At 67.4% G+C, this 17127-nt stretch carries 17 protein-coding genes and 1 pseudogene; 10 read left to right on the forward strand and 8 right to left on the reverse strand.

Going from position 1 to position 17127, the window contains the following annotated elements; translation table 11 throughout:
* Positions 1-60 precede the first annotated feature (60 nt).
* The 6 genes from lspA to BrevBR_RS01410 all read left to right on the forward strand — a co-directional run bounded on the left by lspA (position 61) and on the right by BrevBR_RS01410 (position 6566).
* Positions 61-585 carry a signal peptidase II gene (gene lspA, locus BrevBR_RS01385; protein ID WP_291837111.1) on the forward strand — a complete coding sequence of 175 codons (525 nt, stop codon included), beginning with the start codon at positions 61-63 and terminating at the stop codon, positions 583-585.
* The gene (locus tag BrevBR_RS01390; RefSeq protein WP_291837113.1) at positions 582-1124 is read left to right on the forward strand and encodes an MAPEG family protein; all 543 of its coding nucleotides are present in this window, start codon (positions 582-584) and stop codon (positions 1122-1124) included. The genes lspA and BrevBR_RS01390 overlap by 4 nt, the downstream gene beginning before the upstream one ends.
* Positions 1121-1555 (forward strand): MerR family transcriptional regulator, encoded by a 435-nt coding sequence (locus BrevBR_RS01395; protein WP_291837114.1) that lies wholly within the window; start codon positions 1121-1123, stop codon positions 1553-1555. Before BrevBR_RS01390 ends, BrevBR_RS01395 begins: the two co-directional genes overlap by 4 nt.
* Positions 1556-1724: 169 nt before the next feature.
* Positions 1725-3137, forward strand: coding sequence for a dihydrolipoyl dehydrogenase (lpdA, locus tag BrevBR_RS01400; protein ID WP_291837116.1), 1413 nt, complete (start codon positions 1725-1727; stop codon positions 3135-3137).
* Positions 3138-3295: 158 nt separating this feature from the next.
* The gene (locus BrevBR_RS01405; RefSeq protein ID WP_291837118.1) at positions 3296-5227 is read left to right on the forward strand and encodes a cytochrome c/FTR1 family iron permease; all 1932 of its coding nucleotides are present in this window, start codon (positions 3296-3298) and stop codon (positions 5225-5227) included.
* A gap of 229 nt (positions 5228-5456) precedes the next feature.
* On the forward strand, positions 5457-6566 hold the full coding sequence (locus BrevBR_RS01410) for a Fic family protein (RefSeq protein WP_291837120.1): 1110 nt from the start codon (positions 5457-5459) through the stop codon (positions 6564-6566).
* Between the two features lie 267 nt (positions 6567-6833).
* Here the strand turns inward: BrevBR_RS01410 and arsH are convergent, their stop codons facing one another.
* The 8 genes and pseudogenes from arsH to BrevBR_RS01450 all read right to left on the reverse strand — a co-directional run bounded on the left by arsH (position 6834) and on the right by BrevBR_RS01450 (position 12877).
* Positions 6834-7589 carry an arsenical resistance protein ArsH gene (arsH, locus tag BrevBR_RS01415; RefSeq protein WP_305759020.1) on the reverse strand — a complete coding sequence of 252 codons (756 nt, stop codon included), beginning with the start codon at positions 7587-7589 and terminating at the stop codon, positions 6834-6836.
* Between the two features lie 159 nt (positions 7590-7748).
* Positions 7749-7877: pseudogene (locus BrevBR_RS01420) on the reverse strand (hypothetical protein); the annotation flags it as partial.
* Between the two features lie 126 nt (positions 7878-8003).
* The gene (gene arsB / locus BrevBR_RS01425; RefSeq protein ID WP_291837122.1) at positions 8004-9089 is read right to left on the reverse strand and encodes an ACR3 family arsenite efflux transporter; all 1086 of its coding nucleotides are present in this window, start codon (positions 9087-9089) and stop codon (positions 8004-8006) included.
* The gene (arsC, locus tag BrevBR_RS01430; RefSeq protein WP_291837125.1) at positions 9086-9511 is read right to left on the reverse strand and encodes an arsenate reductase (glutaredoxin); all 426 of its coding nucleotides are present in this window, start codon (positions 9509-9511) and stop codon (positions 9086-9088) included. The genes arsB and arsC overlap by 4 nt, the downstream gene beginning before the upstream one ends.
* 8 nt (positions 9512-9519) lie before the next feature.
* Positions 9520-9852, reverse strand: coding sequence for an ArsR/SmtB family transcription factor (locus BrevBR_RS01435; RefSeq protein ID WP_291838461.1), 333 nt, complete (start codon positions 9850-9852; stop codon positions 9520-9522).
* A gap of 373 nt (positions 9853-10225) precedes the next feature.
* Positions 10226-10843, reverse strand: coding sequence for a DUF6088 family protein (locus BrevBR_RS01440; protein ID WP_291838464.1), 618 nt, complete (start codon positions 10841-10843; stop codon positions 10226-10228).
* Between the two features lie 454 nt (positions 10844-11297).
* Complete coding sequence (locus BrevBR_RS01445) at positions 11298-12626, reverse strand: type II toxin-antitoxin system HipA family toxin (RefSeq protein ID WP_291838466.1); 1329 nt, start codon at positions 12624-12626, stop codon at positions 11298-11300.
* Complete coding sequence (locus BrevBR_RS01450; RefSeq protein ID WP_291838469.1) at positions 12626-12877, reverse strand: helix-turn-helix domain-containing protein; 252 nt, start codon at positions 12875-12877, stop codon at positions 12626-12628. Before BrevBR_RS01450 ends, BrevBR_RS01445 begins: the two co-directional genes overlap by 1 nt.
* A 347-nt stretch (positions 12878-13224) precedes the next feature.
* Between BrevBR_RS01450 and BrevBR_RS01455 the strand changes: the two genes are divergently transcribed.
* The 4 genes from BrevBR_RS01455 to BrevBR_RS01470 all read left to right on the forward strand — a co-directional run bounded on the left by BrevBR_RS01455 (position 13225) and on the right by BrevBR_RS01470 (position 17120).
* Positions 13225-13497, forward strand: coding sequence for a helix-turn-helix transcriptional regulator (locus BrevBR_RS01455; RefSeq protein ID WP_291838472.1), 273 nt, complete (start codon positions 13225-13227; stop codon positions 13495-13497).
* A gap of 588 nt (positions 13498-14085) precedes the next feature.
* Positions 14086-14502, forward strand: a complete 417-nt coding sequence (locus tag BrevBR_RS01460) for a hypothetical protein (protein WP_305758956.1) — start codon at positions 14086-14088, stop codon at positions 14500-14502.
* Between the two features lie 48 nt (positions 14503-14550).
* A complete protein-coding gene (locus BrevBR_RS01465) occupies positions 14551-15864 on the forward strand; it encodes a TolC family protein (protein ID WP_291838478.1) in 1314 nt (437 codons plus the stop codon).
* The gene (locus BrevBR_RS01470; RefSeq protein WP_339999687.1) at positions 15861-17120 is read left to right on the forward strand and encodes an efflux RND transporter periplasmic adaptor subunit; all 1260 of its coding nucleotides are present in this window, start codon (positions 15861-15863) and stop codon (positions 17118-17120) included. The genes BrevBR_RS01465 and BrevBR_RS01470 overlap by 4 nt, the downstream gene beginning before the upstream one ends.
* Positions 17121-17127: the final 7 nt, after the last annotated feature.

Consider the following 17127-nt stretch of genomic DNA (forward strand, 5'->3'; position numbering starts at 1 on the left):
CCGACTTGATCCTCTAGTAGCTAGAGGCCGCACACTCAGACGAAATCCACAGGAGGCCTCATGACCACAGTGCACCCGACGCGACGCGGTCCCGGCCGTCTCCAGGCGATCGCATTCGCGCTCGCCGCCCTGGTCGCGGCTGTGGATCAGGCCGCCAAGGCCGCAGCCCGCGCCCAACTCGACACCGCAGTGGACCTCACGCCCTTCCTGGCGCTGCGTCTGGGATTCAATCCCGGCGTCACCTTCGGCATGTTCGCCGGGTCGGGCGAGGCGGGGCGCTGGGCGCTGAGCGGCGTCGCGGTGTTGATCATCGGCGTGCTGCTGGCGTGGATCTGGCGGACGCGGAGCGTCATGACGGCGACAGCCGCCAGCCTGATCGCCGGCGGAGCGATCGGGAACCTGCTCGACCGGCTGCGCTTCGGCGCGGTCACCGATTTCATCGACCTTCACTGGCGCGACGCACACTGGCCGACCTTCAACCTCGCCGATGCGACCATCGTTTGCGGCGTGGCGCTGCTTCTTTTGACCGTCCGGGGCTCGGACCGCCGTCCGACCGCATCGAGCCTGGGACGGACGGCGCGATGACCTTTACCGCCGAACAGAGAGCGATCGCCGTCCGTTCGGGACTGGCGATCCTGATGACCGCCGTGGCGATAGCGTCGGCCCGGCTATGGCTTTCGCCGCCTCTCCTGGGGGCCGCGCCGGACATGTCCACGGCCGACCGGCTGGCCTATGCGCTGAAGGCGGACCTGCTGGTCTTGCTGTGGCTCGCCGGCTGTCTGAGGGCCGTGGCCAGCATCCGGTTCCGGTCCGACGCCGACCGGCCAGGCTCCGCCTACGGGGCGCCCAGCCCCAGGCTCGCCGTCCCGGCCGCCGTGCTGCAGAACTCCCTCGAACAGACGGTGCTGGCCGTGGGCGCCCACCTGGTCCTCGCCACCGTCCTGCGCGGCGAGGAGATGATCGTGCTTCCGGTGCTGGTGGCGCTGTATCTGGTCGGCCGCGTGCTGTTCGCCCTGGGCTACGCCAGGGGCGCGGCCGCCCGCGCCTTCGGCATGGCCCTCACCGGCGCCTCCACCCTGGGAGCCTTCGCCATGGCCATCGTTCTGCTGGGGCTTGGCCGATGACCCGATCATCGCCCGCCTCGTCCGGCCTGCGTCCCATCGGCAAGCTCGCCGCCGCCACCGGCGTCAAGGTTCCGACCATCCGCTTCTATGAGGAGATCGGGCTGCTTGCCGCCCCGCCGCGCACCGCCAGCGACCGGCGGATGTACGACGACGCGGCGGAACGCCGCCTGTCGTTCATTCGGCATGCGCGACAACTGGGGTTTGATCTGGACTCGATCCGCTCCCTGCTGGATCTGTCCGATCACCCCGATCGGCCCTGCGCCGAAGCCAGCATCCTCGCCGAACGCCACCTGGCTGACGTGACGCAGAAGATCGCCCGGCTTCGGGCCCTCCAGCGCGAACTTTCGCGAATGACGGCGGAATGCGCCGGGGGCCGGGTCTCCGCCTGCAAGGTGATCGAAGCGCTGCACGAGCCGGCGGCGCCGCGTTGAAGGCGAGCTCGCCCGGTCTGAACCTCTGCCCGGCCCCGCCGTGGAGGACGGGCCTCTGAAGACCGGGAAGGCGCGAACGATGCAGGAGCCATCGGGTCACGGAGACGTTTTGGAGTGGATCGCGGCCCCGTCGCGCTCCCCTCGTCAACTCACAGCAAAGGCTGACGCCATGAGCGATTCGACGACGTCCTACGACCTGGTGATCATCGGCGGCGGCCCGGGCGGATACCCCTGCGCGATCCGGGCGAGCCAGCTGGGCATGTCGGTGGCGGTCATCGACGACCGGGACCTTCTCGGGGGTACCTGCCTGAATATCGGCTGCATTCCATCGAAGGCGCTGCTCCAGGCCACGGAGCGGCTCGAGATGGCGCGCAACCTCGAAGCTTTCGGCGTCATGGTCGACAATGTGCGGGCCGACCTCGCCGGCGTGATGCGGCACAAGAGCAAGGTGGTGACCGAGCTGGGCGAAGGGGTCGCCTACCTCCTGCGCAAGAACAAGGTCGTCCGGCTCCAGGGCCGCGGGCGCCTGCTGGCGCCCGACCGCGTGGAAGTGATGGGCGCCGACGGCCCCTTCGAGGTGCAGGCCCGCAAGGCGGTGGTCATCGCCAGCGGATCGGAAGCGGCGACCTTGCCCGATCTGCCCATCGACGAGCAACGGATCGTCACCTCGGCCGGCGCGCTGAGCCTCACGGCGGCGCCGCGCCATCTGGCGGTGATCGGCGGCGGCTATGTCGGACTGGAGCTGGGGTCGGTCTGGCGCCGGCTCGGCAGCGAGGTCACGGTCATCGAGGTGCTCGACCGGATCGCCTCCGGCGTCGATTCGGAGATGTCGACGGCGCTGCACAAGGTGCTCGAGGCCCAGGGCTTCGAGTTCTGCCTCGGGCACAAGGTGGTCGGATCGCGGATGGAGGGCGACGACGTCGTCCTTGACGTCGAGCCCATGGGCGAAGGCGCGCGCGGAACCATCAAGGCCGATGTCGTGCTGGTTTCGATTGGCCGACGCCCCGCCACCGCCGGGCTCGACCTTGAGACGGTCGGCATCAAGCCCGACCGCAAGGGCTTTATTCCGGTCGACGACGGCTTTCGAACCAGCGCCGAAGGGGTCTACGCCATCGGCGATGTCATTGGCGGCGCCATGCTGGCCCACAAGGCGGAAGAGGAAGGGATCGCCCTTGCCGAGCGCCTTGCCGGCGGCGCGGGCCATGTCGACTACGGAACGATCCCGGCCGTCGTCTACACTTGGCCGGAACTGGCCTCAGTCGGGCGCACCGAGGACGACCTCAAGGCGGCCGGCGTGGCCTATCGCGTCGGGCGCTTTCCGTTCTCGGCAAACGCCATGGCCAAGGCGCGGCTGGAGAAGAACGGGCTGGTCAAGGTGTTGGCGGACGCCAGGACGGACAAGATTCTCGGCGTGCACATCCTGGGGCCGGACGCCGGCAGTCTGATCCATGAAGCGGTCGCCGTCATGCAGTTCGGCGCGGCGGCCGAAGACGTGGCGCGGACGAGCCATGCGCATCCGACGCTTCCGGAAGCCTTGCGCGAGGCATGCCTGGCTGTGGCCGACCGCACGATCCACCTTTAACGACCGAGCCGCGTGATCTGCCCGGGCTGGCCAGGCGGCGCCGAGGCGTCCCGGCGGGCGGGCCCCGGCGCCGCCTACGAGCCCGGCCGCGTCGCGAATAAAGGGCGACAGCGTCGCCGCCTGAATGCTAATGCGAGCCGTTCACATCTGGATTGACCATGCGTCCTCTGCTCCGTCTCCTCGCCCTGCTGTTCGCCCTGGGACTGGCCGCCCCGGCCTTCGCCCAGGCCCCGTCCGCCGCGGAAGCCCAGGTCGCCTGGCGGCTGCTCGACTATGTGGCGGTCGACTACGCCGGCGCGGTGGCCAACGGACAGGTGACCAATCCGGCCGAATACGGCGAGATGATCGAATTCAGCACCCAGATCCGGACGCGTCTGGACGCCCTGCCGGCCAACCCGGCCAAGGCCGCCCTGATCCGCGACGCCGAGACCCTGCAGGCCGCTATCCGGGACAAGGCCGATCCGCAGGTCGTCGGCGACCAGGCCAAGGCCCTGGCCGGCGCGGTGCTGACGGCCTATCCGAGCCCGCTGGCGCCGTCGTTCCCGCCTGATCTGGCCCGCGGCGCGACGCTCTATGCGGAGCAGTGCGCGGTCTGCCATGGCGTGACCGGACGCGCCGACGGCCCCGGCGCCGAGGGGCTCGATCCGCCGGCGATCGCCTTCGCCGACGTGGAGCGCGCGCGCCAGCGCAGCGTCTTCGGCCTCTACCAGGTGATCGACCAGGGGCTGGAGGGCACGGCGATGGCCAGCTTCTCGCATCTGCCGGCCGAGGACCGCTGGGCGCTGGCCTTCTATGTCGGCCGCTTCGCCTTCACCGACGCCGAAGCGGCCGAGGGCAAGCGCCTGTGGGACGGCGATCCGGCGGTCCGCGCGGCCTTCCCCGACCTGGCCGCCCTCACCCAGACCACGCCGGCCGAGCTGGCCACCCGCCTCGGCGAACCCCGCGCGCGGGCCCTGACCGCCTATCTGCGACGTCATCCCGAGGCGGCGGCGCGCCCGACCGGATCGACGCTGACCCTCGCGCGGACGCGCCTTGCGGAAAGCGAGGCCGCCTATCGCCGGGGCGACCGCAAGGCGGCGACGGACCTGGCGCTATCCGCCTACCTCGATGGCGTCGAGCCGATCGAGCCGGCCCTGGGCGCCCGGGACGGCGCCCTGCTGCGCCGGGTCGAGACCGCCATGACCGAGCTGCGCGTCTCAATCGGCCGGGGCGCGCCCGCCCAGGAGGTCGCGGACCGGGTCGCCCGTGCGAACGCCCTGCTGGACACGGCCGAGCGGGCCCTCGCGCCCCAGGAGGCGGACAATCTCGCCAGCTTCCTCGGCGCCTTCACCATCCTGCTGCGCGAAGGGCTGGAAGCCCTCCTCATCGTGGTGGCGATGATCGCCTTCCTGAGGAAGGCCGAGCGGCCCGAGGTGCTGCGCTATGTCCACGGCGGCTGGGTGGCCGCGCTGGTCGCCGGCGGCGCCACCTGGGCGGCCGCGACCTTCTTCATCTCCATCAGCGGCGCCAGCCGGGAGCTGACCGAAGGCTTCGGCTCGCTTCTGGCGGCCGTGGTGCTCGTCTCGGTCGGCATCTGGATGCACGGCAAGTCGCACGCGGACGCCTGGCAGACCTATATCCGCGACAAGCTCTCCGCAGCGCTGTCGAAGCGATCGGCCTGGTTCCTGTTCCTGCTGGCCTTCGTCGTGGTCTACCGCGAGGTCTTCGAGACCATCCTGTTCTATGCGGCGATCTGGAGCCAGGGCGGCCATCTCGGCATGCTGGCCGGCGCCCTTACGGCGGTGGCCATCCTGGCCGTGGTGGCCTGGGCCTTGCTGGCCTACAGCAAGCGCCTCCCGATCGGCCGGTTCTTCTCGCTGAGCTCGATCCTCATGGCCATCCTGTCGGTCGTCCTCGTCGGCAAGGGGGTGGCGGCGCTGCAGGAAGCGGGCTGGCTCGACGTGCACCCGGTCGCCTGGGTCCCCCGCCTCGAGCTTCTCGGCCTCTATCCCACGGTCGAAGGCCTGGCCGTTCAGCTTCTGACGATTGCTATCCTCGTGGTCGGCTTCTCCCGGCATGCGGCGCCGAGGCGCGCGCGCCCAGCTTCTTGAGCGGGCGTCTCCGTCCGAGGCCCTAACTGCGGCCCGGCGGGGTTTCAGAGCTGCTTGGCGCCGATAGCCGTGCGGTCCGCGGATACCCAAGGTGCGGGGCTGCAGCCAATGGCGTTCGAGCGAATGCCCAGGTGCGGAGATTAGGCGCCCTATTCTCCGCACTTGGCGCGGAGAATAGCCTTGCTCTTGCGGCGAATAACGCCCATATTCTCCGCAGGGAGTGCGGGGAATGACGCAATACATCCACGAGATCGATGGCTGGCCGCGTCTGGACTGGCGCGCTGACGCGCTTGCCGATCGCCTCGCAGCCGTCCGCCATCGCCAGGGCCTTCTGCTTGGCCGGATGCACACGCTCGGCTTCGATCTCCGCGCTGAAGCCGTCCTCGAGACCCTTACCGAAGACGTCCTGAAATCCAGCGAGATCGAAGGCGAGCTGCTCGACAAGGATCAGGTGCGATCCTCGATCGCCCGCCGCCTCGGCATGGATATCGGGGCCCTCGCTCCCGCGGACCGCAACGTCGACGGCGTCGTCGAAATGATGCTCGACGCGACCCAGAACTTTGCGTCTCCGCTTACCGAGGAACGACTGTTCGCCTGGCACGCCGCCCTGTTTCCGACCGGGCGCAGCGGCATGACCAAGATAGTCGTAGGCGCCTGGCGCAACGAGAGCTCCGGCCCGATGCAGGTCGTCTCAGGCCCTTTCGGACGGGAGCGCGTGCACTATGAAGCGCCCCCCGCCGCCCGTTTGCAGGACGAGATGCGGGCGTTCCTCGACTGGTTCAACGGCGAGCCGCGGACTGACCCGGTCCTCAAGGCCGCGATCGCCCACCTGTGGTTCGTGACCATCCACCCGTTCGACGACGGGAACGGCCGGATCGCGAGGGCGATCGCCGACATGGCGCTCGCCCGCTCCGAGAAAAGCGCCCAGCGCTTCTACAGCATGTCCGCCCAGATCCGGCTGGAGCGCAAAGACTACTACGCCACCCTGGAGACGACCCAGAAAGGCGCGCTCGATGTGACCCTCTGGCTGGACTGGTTCCTCGGCTGCCTCGATCGCGCGTTCGACGGCGCGGAAGCCACCCTGACCCATGTGATGCGCAAGGCGCGCTTCTGGGAGGCGCTCGCAGGTCAGACGTTGAGCGAGCGCCAGAGCACGGTCATCAACCGGCTGCTCGACGGCTTCGAAGGCAAGCTCACCTCGACCAAATGGGCCGTGCTGACGAAGTCCTCGCCCGACACGGCCTTGCGCGACATCAACGATCTGATGGACCGTGGAATCCTTGTGAAGGATGACGGCGGCGGACGCAGCACGAGCTACTCCCTGGTCGATCGAGGATAGGCGGCTCCACATCGCGTCGGCGGAGCCACCACATCGGGCGGCTCCGCCCGAGCGGGCGCGTCTCGACAGGGATGATGCAACTCGCCAGTTCTGGCGAGTTACCGCCGAAAACCTGCTTATTTCGCCAGAAGTGGCGAGTTACGACCTTCGCAAACCTTGCGACGCCTCAAGGCGCCGCCGAGGCGCCAGGTCAGCGTCCGTAGGAAGCTGGGAAGCCCCTGAACATCAACGCGAGGCGCGGGGTTGTTCGTCGTGCTCAAGGCGACGTCAGGCCTGACGGGCGATGGCGATGGCGGAGAGATCTGAGGCGGCATCGACCGGAACCCCGGCCGCCTTGCGCTCCGAATAGCGGTCCACGAGCTGGACGGCGTGCGGCCGGGTCAGGACGGTGAAGCGCACCAACTCCTCCATCACGTCGACGATGCGCTCATAATAGGCCGAGGGCTTCATGCGGCCGGCCTCGTCGAACTCTTGGAAGGCCTTGGCCACGCTCGACTGGTTCGGGATGGTGATCATTCGCATCCAGCGTCCGAGCAGGCGCAGGGTGTTGACGGCGTTGAAGCTCTGCGATCCGCCGGACACCTGCATGACGGCGAGCGTCCGGCCCTGGGTCGGGCGCATCCCGCCCAGGCTCAACGGCAGGTGATCGATCTGCAGCTTCATGACGCCGGAGACCTGGCCGTGCCGTTCCGGACTGCACCAGACCATGCCCTCCGACCAGAAGGCGTGCTCGCGCAACTCGCGCACCGCCGGGTGGTCGTCGTCGACGGACGCGCCCGGCAGGGGGAGGTCGGAGGGGTCGAAGATGCGGGTTTCGCATCCCATCCGTCGCAGCAGGCGGGCCGCTTCCTCGACGCAGAGACGCGAGTAGGACCGCTCGCGCAGCGACCCGTAGAGAAGCAGGATGCGCGGCGGGTGGTCGTGCGGGCCCAGGCCGCGGGCCGGATCGGCGGACAGATAGGCCGCGTCCAGAGCCGGAAGATGTTCCTGATCCGGCAGCGATCGCAGGCGGGCGAAGGTCATCACAGGTCCTTGGTCAGATAGGCGGCCGATGCCGGGCAGAGGTCCGCGAACTCGCGGGTTCGCCGGATCGCGGCGCGCGGCTTCCCGATCGGCGGCGAGGAAGCCGTGTCGGGTGAAGAAGGGTTCGGCCGTGGTCGTGAGCAGATGGAGACGTTCGCCGCCCAGGTCCCGGGCGACGCTCTCGGCGGCGGCCAGCAGCCGGCTTCCCAGACCTCGCCCCCTTCCGGCCCGCGAGCACGACCAGGGAGCGAAGCAACAGATCCCGCCCCTCACCTTCCAGCCCCACATAACCCGTCAGGGCGCCGTAGTGGTCGGCGCTGAAGTAGCGGCCGGCGCCCGGCTCCGGCAGGCCCGCGCCTCGCAGGGTCGCGAGCAGGCCGGCGTCATCGGCGTCCAGGAGATGCAGACTGACCATCAGCCGGCGTCCTTCGGCGGGGCCGTGTCCGGGAACCAGCGCCGGCCCATCCAGAGCGCCACCGAGACCAGCAGGATCAGCACCGGCACCTCGACCAGGGGGCCGATGACGGCCGCGAAGGCGACCGGCGAGGTCAGTCCGAACGCCGCGATGGCCACCGCGATGGCCAGCTCGAAATTGTTCGAGGCCGCGGTGAAGGCCAGGGCGGTGGTGCGCGGATAGTCGGCCTCGATCAGCCGCCCCATGAGGAAGCTGACCACGAACATGACGAGGAAGTAGATCGTCAGCGGAATGGCGATGCGCAGCGCATCCAGCGGCAGGGCCACCACCTCGCCGCCCTTGAGGCTGAACATCACCACGATCGTGAACAGCAGGGCGATCAGGGTGATCGGTCCGATGCGCGGCAGGAAGCGGCGCTCGTACCAGTCCGCGCCCCGGCGGGCGATCAGGCTGCGCCGGGTCAGGAACCCGGCCAGGAAGGGAAGACCGAGGTAGACCAGCACCGCGCCGGCGATGGTCCAGACGCTGACGTCCACCACGCTGCCCTGCAGCCCGAGCAGGGGCGGCAGGACCGTGAGGAACACCCAGGCATAGAGGCTGAAGAACAGGATTTGGAAGATCGAGTTGAAGGCGACGAGACCGGCCACATACTGGTTGTCGCCCCGCGCCAGCTGGTTCCAGACCAGCACCATGGCGATGCAGCGCGCCAGGCCGATCAAGATGACGCCGGTCATGTATTCCGGCTGGTCGCGCAGGAAGATCACCGCCAGCGCGAACATCAGCACCGGGCCCAGCACCCAGTTCTGGAACAGCGACAGGGCCAGCACCCGCCTGTCGGCGAAGACGCGCGGCAGCTCCTCGTACCGGACCCTGGCCAGCGGCGGGTACATCATCAGGATCAGACCGATGGCGATCGGGATGTTGGTCGTGCCGATCGAGAGGCTGTCGACCCAGGTCGGCAGGCCCGGAGCCAGCGTCCCCAGAGCCACGCCGAGACCCATGGCCACGAAGATCCACAGCGTCAGCCAGCGGTCGAGAAAGGACAGGCGACGCGGCGAGGCGTCCGCCACGGGAGTATCGATCATCGCTTCACCCGCTGTCCGGCGGCGTCGATGATGACCTCGCCGTCCTCCTTGGTGAAGGGCTTGAGATCATCGGCGGGCAGGAGGTCCAGAACGGCTTCGGACGGTCGGCACAGGCCGACACCGAGAGGACTGACGACGATGGGCCGATTGAGCAGGATCGGATGGGCCTCGATCGCGTCGAGCAGTTGATCGTCCGTCAGGCCGGGATCCGCTAGGCCCAGCTCGGCGAAGGGCGTGCCCTTCTCGCGCAACAGGTCGCGCAGCGGCTTGCCGGACCGTTGGGCCAGCCAGGCGACCATGGTCCGCGACGGCGGGGTCTTCAGATACTCAACGACATGCGGCTCGATACCGACGTGGCGGATCAGCTCCAGCGCGTTGCGCGACGTCCCGCAGGCGGGGTTGTGATAGATGACGATGTCCATATCGAGCCTCAGTCGCAGCACGCCAGTTCGGCCAGGAGCGGCGCGCACAACTCCGAGCGGCCCTGGCAGCAATCCTTGAGCAGGAACATCACCATCCCGCCGATCCGCTCCAGATCGGCGCGATAGACGATCCACCGGCTGTGGCGCTCGGACGTAATCAGTCCTGAGCGCGACAAGACGCCGAGATGAGCCGACATGGTGTTGGCCGGCACGGCGAGCTGGTTGGCGATCTCTCCGGCGGCCAGCCCCTCGGGCTCGTGACGCACCAGCAGGCGGAAGGTCTCCAGCCGGGTGGACTGGGCGAGGGCGGCGAGCGCCAGGATTGCGTCTTCGGATTCCATATTTCCAAATTAATGGAATTGTGATTCCCGGCAAGCCTTTTCCGGCTGCTCCAGTCGGGCCGCCGGAACAGGGTCAGCGGCGCATGTGAACGTCGAAGGCACCCGTCTGGCCGGCGGCGACCTCAGTCCGGCAGGTGCCGGGCGGCGATTTGAAAGGGCACCGGAACCAAAGGTCGTCGAACTCCAGCACCAGCGGCCCGTCCGCCGACGCCTGATACTCGCATCGTCCCCCCGTTAATGCTGCGCGCGGCGATGACCTGCTGTTCGTCCCGCGCGCCGCAACTCCCGCTGCAAGGAACGTCCGCCGATCTGCGAGCGCGCCTGCCTCAAAAGACCGGCGCTCGGATGTCTTTCACCGCTCGAAGCAGTCGCTTTAGGGCGCTTCGGCAGGGCGTGAGTCGCGAGTAGGGAATTGACTGAGCGCGCGGGCCAGCCAGTCCGGTAGATGCGGCCTGACTAAAATCAGTTCTCCGAACGCCGAAGGTCCCAGCTTTCGCTCCAGCGGCCCGACTGCTGTCTGAGCCTTCTCGGGACCCAGCCAGGCCAGCGCCCGAACTGCATCGCCGGCTGGCCGGTCAGCGAGTAAAAGTTGCCATGCGGGTGCATGCCTGAACTCGACGATCTGACCGTCGACACGGAGTTGCCGGCTCGGCCCGTTGGTCAGATAGATTGTGCGGATCGGCACCTGGGTTGTTAGGCCCAGGGAGTTCGCCGCCGCCGCGCCATGGGTGACGATGATCTCTCCTCGTCGCTGGCTGATGGCGCGAGCGACCTTCTCGACCGACGGTGCTCTCAGGCCGAAGCGGGTTTCCAACGGGCACACGTAGAGCCCTCGACCGACGCGTAACAAACTGCTGCGGCGCGCCAGCCGCGATAGCGCCCTATGCACCGCCGCACGGCCTCCCAGGTGCAGGAGCGATCCGGTGGTGATCGACGAGCCTTCGGGCAGCGCTCCGACGCTTTTCATGATCTGCTCGGCCAAAGCTCGCATGCCCACCGCTCTCCGACGCATCATGAGGGCCCCATTGGGAGGGGATGTAACCTTCGAGCAGCCTCAGCGGTAAGTCTGACAGGATCATTCGAACCGACAGCGGGGGCGGGGTCGCCGAGGCTATCACTAGGCGCCCACGCCACGGTCGGGCAGATAAGCCAGTGCGTCGGCCAACGCATAGGCGGTCTGTAGCTCGAGCCCTTCTCGACTGCGCCGTCGACGGCGGCTGGGCAGCCCGTCCATACCTCATGGACGGTCCAGCCCTCTTCATTCGGCCGAATGTCGTAACGTGAGCTTCGGGAGATCATGCCTTGGCAGCCTCGAGACCTCAACTGCTGGCGTTGGGGTTACGACAGGAGAAGGAAGGGCCATGTTATTCGACGGCCGACTGCGCCCTCAGGTATGCGGCGAAGCTCAAGCAGTTCGCGCGGTCATGATGTCGGGCTCCTTCGCTTCATATCGCTTCTAAAGCCGTTTCCAGTTGCCGCAGGCGTCCGGTCATCGCGTTCACGACCGATGTGTGGATGTCGACATGGAAGTCTGCCGGCATGCGGCCAAGGGCACGTTCCGCCGCCGGGAGGGCATCACGGCGGATTTCATCCAGAACCTGTCTGATGATCGCCTGACCGAGTCCGGCTTCCTTTGCTGTCTCGACAAAATGACGACCGTGCACGTCGAGAATTTTGTAATGGCGGTTCGCTCCAACCGACATTGCCAGCGTGTATTTGTTGTGCGGGATTCGCTTTGCGTCGAAGGCTGGCTGCGCACTTAGAACGTCATAAAACGGCGTCAGCTCGAAGCGGCCGCCGGGACGGATAAAGACGCTGAAGTTCTTGCCATGCCCGTCGGTGGCGCCGATCAGCCAGAAGATGATCTGACTCTTGAGGAAGGCGGCCTGATCCCTGAGCGGCTCATCGCTTCCCTGAAGCAGCGTCATGATATCGACCGCGCTCGGCCCTTGCTGGTTTTGATACTTCCGGCTCGAAGGAATCGACAGCGCCTGACAGCAATCCTCCTGCGGAAGGCGCAGGAGTTGGCTGTCGCCTCGCCAGCGCCGATCAAAGCGCTCGACGACGAGAACACGGCGCGCGCCGAATGTCGCCATTTCCGTCTGAGCGACCTGGAGGCCGAACCCTTCGAGAAGTTTCAAGCAGTAGTGTTCATTCTCGACGCTGTTTGACAGATCGATCATGCCCCAAGGCGTCGGGATTTCTCCGAGCTGGGGTTTGAGGATGTGGGTCGTCGGCGTCGTGCCGACTGGGCGTTTCCAACGGCCCTCATGAAACAGCAGCGCCGTTTTTTCCTGAGCGCCCGCCACCGAAATCCGAAACTCCTGTTCGGTATCGATGCCGAGCGGCGCGCGCGCGAGGTTGGCCAGGATCGCCTCGATCTCTTCGTCGCTGACCGGCTCGCCTTCAATCGGCGGAAATGCGTCGATCACCACTCCGTCGGGCAGGAACTGCAGGGCCCCCACGCAGTCGCGGCCGATCTGCTCCAACAGACTGTAGGAATCCGTGCCTTGCGCGCCCGTCTTCTCAGCTACGAGGCGGCGAACCGTCGGATTGTCCGGCAGAAGGTTGTCGAAAACCGCGACAACCCGCTCGCCCCGGAAGGTGGCCTTCCTTGGCGGCAGCGACAACGAGATCGGGAAGTGCGGCGGCCAGTCCAGCCAGCTCTGATCGTACTGAAACGCGATCGCGCCACCCGGCTCTTTGTCCAATCGCCCGACCAGACGATTGTTGATGAGCACATTGAGCGGCGCATGGGTCTTGCGACGCCCCATCAGAAGATGTCCTCGATATCGGTGGATGAGCTTTTCGATCGAGGACCGATTGTCATCTCCAGATCGAGCGCCGCGAGCAGATCGCAGATCGATGAGATTTTTGCGCCGTTGTGGCCGCTTTCGATCTTGGAAATCAGCTCTTGGCGCATGCCTGATCGTTCGGCGAGTTCTGTCTGACTCATCCCCTTCAGCTTTCTGAATCGCTGTATGAGGTTGCCAACTTGGCCGGGGGAACGAGCTATCCGGTTCATGGGAGTCTCCTTCCCATCACTATGCGGGAAATCGCATAATATAGCAATATGTGACTTAGCGCATAGAATTGAATTATGCGTAACGTGACATAATTTTATTCTATGCGCGTTTTCGCATAGAACCCGTGATTCTCAACCCTGAACTGCCGCTCGGCGATCCTCGGCGGAGTGGCGTCGGGAGGGTTGATCGCGATAGTAGAGCGGACGGGTGGCGCAGCAGGCGCGATCGTAGAGCCCGCGGTTGTCGGAATCGGTCCGCCAGAAGGCTGCCGCGGATCGCCGGCCCGCCGCTAGTCCTATGCGCAACTTTCGATTACGACCGGCCTTTTCGGGGGGATCAAATCACAATGGCCGATCAAGGCGCAGCGCGCATCAGGCGCATGATCAAGAAGACGGAACTACGCCAGATGGTGCCGCTCGCGGACAGCACCATCTGGGAAATGGAACAGCGCGGCCAGTTTCCGCGGCGGTTCGCGCTCACGCCGCGCTGCGTGGTCTGGGATCTCGCCGAGATCGAAGCGTGGCTCATGCTCCGGCGGGAAAATCCCATCCAGCGGGCGCCGCATCCCGACGTCCGCAAGCGCGTCGCCCGGCCGGTGAAGTTGGTGAACAAGGACTGACGGGCTGACCGCCGCGTCGACGGGCACCGCACGGGCGCGGTTCGCACGGCCTTCGTCCGCCACGGCAGGCGTGTGGTCCCCATGCGAGAGAATCCGCAGGCCGCAAGGCGCGACATCCTGATCGGTCGTCGTCGTCAGGGAAGAAGGGGTCTGCGTCGTCGCGACTCCACCGTGGTGACAATGGCCGTGCGAGCAGATGGCGTGGCTGTCCGGATCACCGGCGGCGACGGGGTCGGTCGGGGCTTCGGTGACCGCCTCTGAGGTGTGAGCGCTCGCTTCGGGGCGCAAATCGCGGCCTCTAGGGCGGACACAAGGACAAACAGGGCCAGAAACGACGCAAGCAACGCCGCCATCCAACCATCCCTGACCGAGGAGAGTCTTGTGCCGCCCTATAACACGGGCGGCCACGACCGCAATCGCGCCAACGTCGCAGGACGGGGGTGCGACGGTTGCAAAGAAGGCGGAGCGGCTTGATGCTCTGTGGGCCGGGCGAGCGTCGCGCGAACGCCCGCCAGCGCGTCGATCTGTCCCGAAGTCCTCGGTTGCGTGAGCGCCGCACCGCGAGTAGATGCCGGTCGGGGATTCCGTTTGCGAAATTCGATTCGTTCCTTCTGCATCTTTCTGTGCACCGCTCTTCTGGCGGTGACGATGCTGCATGGCATGATGGATGCGCAGCACGGCATGGCTCATGCCGCCGATTGGCCCGCCGTAGCGTTGGTCGAAGTCGACACGGTGGCGGACCAGATCGCGGATCATGTCCACGTCGCGCCGGACGATCAATCCGGCGACGCCACCCCCGAGGACATCGATAACGAAGGCCCCCTGGGTCACGGACACCAGGTCGGCGGCGACAGCCACGGGGCGCTCCCGGGAGCCGAGTATCCGCTAGATGACGGCCTGTCTTTCAGGCTTGCCGCCCGTACGCCCGGCGAGGCTCCGGCCTTGGGCGATCTGAGCCGGGACGGGCCCGAATATCCTCCGAAACGGATGCGCACGGTCGTCTGAACCGGCGCGGCCGTTCGGCTGCGCGCACCTCGTTTTCCGGAGATTTCCTTGAACACCCCGATTACCGGCCTGGCCGGATCGTGGGCGCGTCTGGCGGCCGTTTCGGCGCTGGCGCTTCCACTGGCGGCGTTGCCGTCTCTTCCTGCGCTCGCGCAGACCCCGCCGTCGGCCGCGACGGAAGCGGCCGCCCTGACCCTGGAGGGCGCGCTCGCGCGCGCCGCCGGCGTCGATCCGGGCTTGCCCGGCGCGGAGGCGCGGGTTCGCGCGGGCGACGCCGCTGTGCGCCAGGCCGACGTCCGGCCCAATCCGACGCTGGGCTTGATGGTCGAAAACCTGCCGACGCTGGGCGGCGGCAACATCATCGACCGCACAGAGACGACCCTGTCCTATGAGCAGCGGTTTGAGCGGGGCGGCGATCGACCGGCCCGGGTGGCTCTGGCCCGGGGCGAAGTCGCCGTCGTCCAGGCCGAAGCGGCGATCAGACGACTGGATCGTCTAGAGCAGGTGCAACGCGCCTGGGCCGAAGCGCTTTTCGCCCAGGCCGAACTTGAGATCGCTCGTGAACGTCTCGCCCTGGCCGAACGCTTCCAGATCGAAGTGCAGCGTCGTGTGGACATGGCCCGCGATCCCCTGTTCGCCGGCGCCCGCGCCGAGGCCGAACTCGCTCAAGCCCAGATCGACTTCGACCAGGCCGGAATTCAGGCCCGGCTCGCCCGCGCCACGCTCGGACGGTTCTGGATCGGCGCCCCGGATTTTTCTCTCGATCCGGCCGACTTCGAGGACACGGGCGCCGCCCGAGAAATGGCAGGCCCGGCCTCCGGGATTGACCTCGCGGTTCTGGCCGCACAGCGGGATGTCGCTCAAGCCAGAGTCCGCGTGGAACAGGCGCGCTCCACCCCTGACGCCACGGTCAGCGTCGGCGTCCGCCACTTCTGGGACGGGCAAGATCTTGGCCTGGTGGTCGGCGGGTCCATCCCGCTCGGCCGCTACGATCGAAACGAGGGGGCCATTGAGCGCGCCAGGTTCGAAGGCGTCGCCGCCGAGGCCGACATGGCGGCTCTCCGGCAGGAACGGGAACGCGAGATCGCCCGGCTACAGGTGCTTCTCGCCTCGCGGGCTCTGGAAGCGCAGCGCATCGCCAACGAGACCTTGCCTCAGGCCGAGCGCGCCGTGGCCCTCGTCCGCGACGGCTTTGCGCGCGGCGGTTTCACCTACAATGACGTCATCGCCGCCCAGACCGCGCTTCTCGCTACCAAGGCCCGCCGCGTCGCGGTTCTCAAACAGTTTCACATCGACCGCGCCCGCCTTGACCGGCTGACCGGCGCGCACGCCGACCTGCTCGGCCTGGAGATCCGCTCATGATCCGTCACACTCCCTCGCGGCGCGTGATCGCCGCGTCATTGCTGGCCCTTGCGGTCGGCGTTTCAGCCTGCGGACAGGGCGGGGCTGAAAAGGCCGAAGGCGCGGAGGCCGCGGAGGCCGCTGACTATGAGCGGGGCCCGCACAACGGCCGCCTGCTCAGGGACGGCGACTTCTCCCTGGAGATCACCATCTTTGAAGAGGGCCCCGAGCCGCTCTATCGCCTCTACCCTTACTTGAAGGACAAGCCGCTGGATCCGCGACAAGTCCAGGCCTCCATCGCCCTGACGCGGCTGGGGCCCAAGGTCGACCGTTTCGCGTTCACGCCGACCGCCGACTATCTCGCGAGCCCCACTGTGGTGGCCGAGCCGCATTCGTTCGACGTCTCGGTGGCGGCGACCCATGCGGGCAAGCGGTCGGCCTGGGCCTATCCATCATATGAAGGCCGCACGGTGATAACCGCCGACGCCGCACGGGCGGGCGGGGTCACGACGCAGAGAGCCGGCGGGGCGGTGCTCGGCGAGAGCCTGCCGCTCAGCGGCCGGGTCGAGATCACGCCCGAGGGACAGAGTGAAGTCCACGCGCGCTATCCGGGACGGGTGGTGGCGATGAACGTCCAGCTGGGCCAACGCGTCTCTCGCGGTCAGGTGCTGGCGCGCGTCGAGTCCAGCGACAGTCTGCAGACCTATTCGGTCACGGCGCCGATCTCGGGGATGATCACCGCCAAGAACGTCAACCCCGGCGCCATCACGGGCAATGGCGAGCCGATGCTGACCATTGGCGATCCGACCCGGCTGCACGCCGAATTCTTCCTCTATCCCCGCGACGCCGAACGCGTCCGGGTCGGCCAGCGCGTCGAGATCACCAGCCTGGCGGGCGAGCATCGCGCGCTCGGCGTCATCGAGGCGGTCCTGCCGTCCAGCGACCCCATGAGCCAGACCCTGGTCGCCCACGTCGCGCTGCCCTACCAGGGCGGCGTCTGGCGGCCGGGACTGGGGGTCCGGGGCGCGGTCCAGGTCGGTCAGGGCGAAGTTGCGCTGGCGGTCCAGACCAAGGCCATTCAGCCGTTCCGCGATTTCCAGGTCGTCTACGCCAAGGTCGGCAACACCTATGAAGTGCGGATGCTGGAACTCGGCCGCCGCACGCCGGAATGGACCGAGGTGCTGGGCGGTCTCGAACCCGGAACCGAATACGTCGTCGACGGCGCCTTTCTCATTCGCGCGGACATCGACAAGTCCGGCGCGAGCCATGACCACTAGGGGGCGC

It is taken from the genome of Brevundimonas sp. BR2-1 (genome assembly GCF_037626195.1).
GTDB lineage: Bacteria > Pseudomonadota > Alphaproteobacteria > Caulobacterales > Caulobacteraceae > Brevundimonas.

Bases quoted from the DNA above. Each gene is read 5' to 3' on its own strand.
- arsH (WP_305759020.1), bottom strand. From the start codon at position 7,589: ATGACCTTCGCCCGCCTGCGATCGCTGCCGGATCAGGAACATCTTCCG.
- BrevBR_RS01455 (WP_291838472.1), top strand. From the start codon at position 13,225: ATGGCCGATCAAGGCGCAGCGCGCATCAGGCGCATGATCAAGAAGACG.
- arsC (WP_291837125.1), bottom strand. From the start codon at position 9,511: ATGGACATCGTCATCTATCACAACCCCGCCTGCGGGACGTCGCGCAAC.
- lspA (WP_291837111.1), top strand. From the start codon at position 61: ATGACCACAGTGCACCCGACGCGACGCGGTCCCGGCCGTCTCCAGGCG.
- lpdA (WP_291837116.1), top strand. From the start codon at position 1,725: ATGAGCGATTCGACGACGTCCTACGACCTGGTGATCATCGGCGGCGGC.
- BrevBR_RS01445 (WP_291838466.1), bottom strand. From the start codon at position 12,626: ATGGGGCGTCGCAAGACCCATGCGCCGCTCAATGTGCTCATCAACAAT.
- arsB (WP_291837122.1), bottom strand. From the start codon at position 9,089: ATGATCGATACTCCCGTGGCGGACGCCTCGCCGCGTCGCCTGTCCTTT.
- BrevBR_RS01410 (WP_291837120.1), top strand. From the start codon at position 5,457: ATGACGCAATACATCCACGAGATCGATGGCTGGCCGCGTCTGGACTGG.
- BrevBR_RS01405 (WP_291837118.1), top strand. From the start codon at position 3,296: ATGCGTCCTCTGCTCCGTCTCCTCGCCCTGCTGTTCGCCCTGGGACTG.
- BrevBR_RS01435 (WP_291838461.1), bottom strand. From the start codon at position 9,852: ATGGAATCCGAAGACGCAATCCTGGCGCTCGCCGCCCTCGCCCAGTCC.
- BrevBR_RS01450 (WP_291838469.1), bottom strand. From the start codon at position 12,877: ATGAACCGGATAGCTCGTTCCCCCGGCCAAGTTGGCAACCTCATACAG.
- BrevBR_RS01390 (WP_291837113.1), top strand. From the start codon at position 582: ATGACCTTTACCGCCGAACAGAGAGCGATCGCCGTCCGTTCGGGACTG.
- BrevBR_RS01440 (WP_291838464.1), bottom strand. From the start codon at position 10,843: ATGCGAGCTTTGGCCGAGCAGATCATGAAAAGCGTCGGAGCGCTGCCC.
- BrevBR_RS01395 (WP_291837114.1), top strand. From the start codon at position 1,121: ATGACCCGATCATCGCCCGCCTCGTCCGGCCTGCGTCCCATCGGCAAG.
- BrevBR_RS01470 (WP_339999687.1), top strand. From the start codon at position 15,861: ATGATCCGTCACACTCCCTCGCGGCGCGTGATCGCCGCGTCATTGCTG.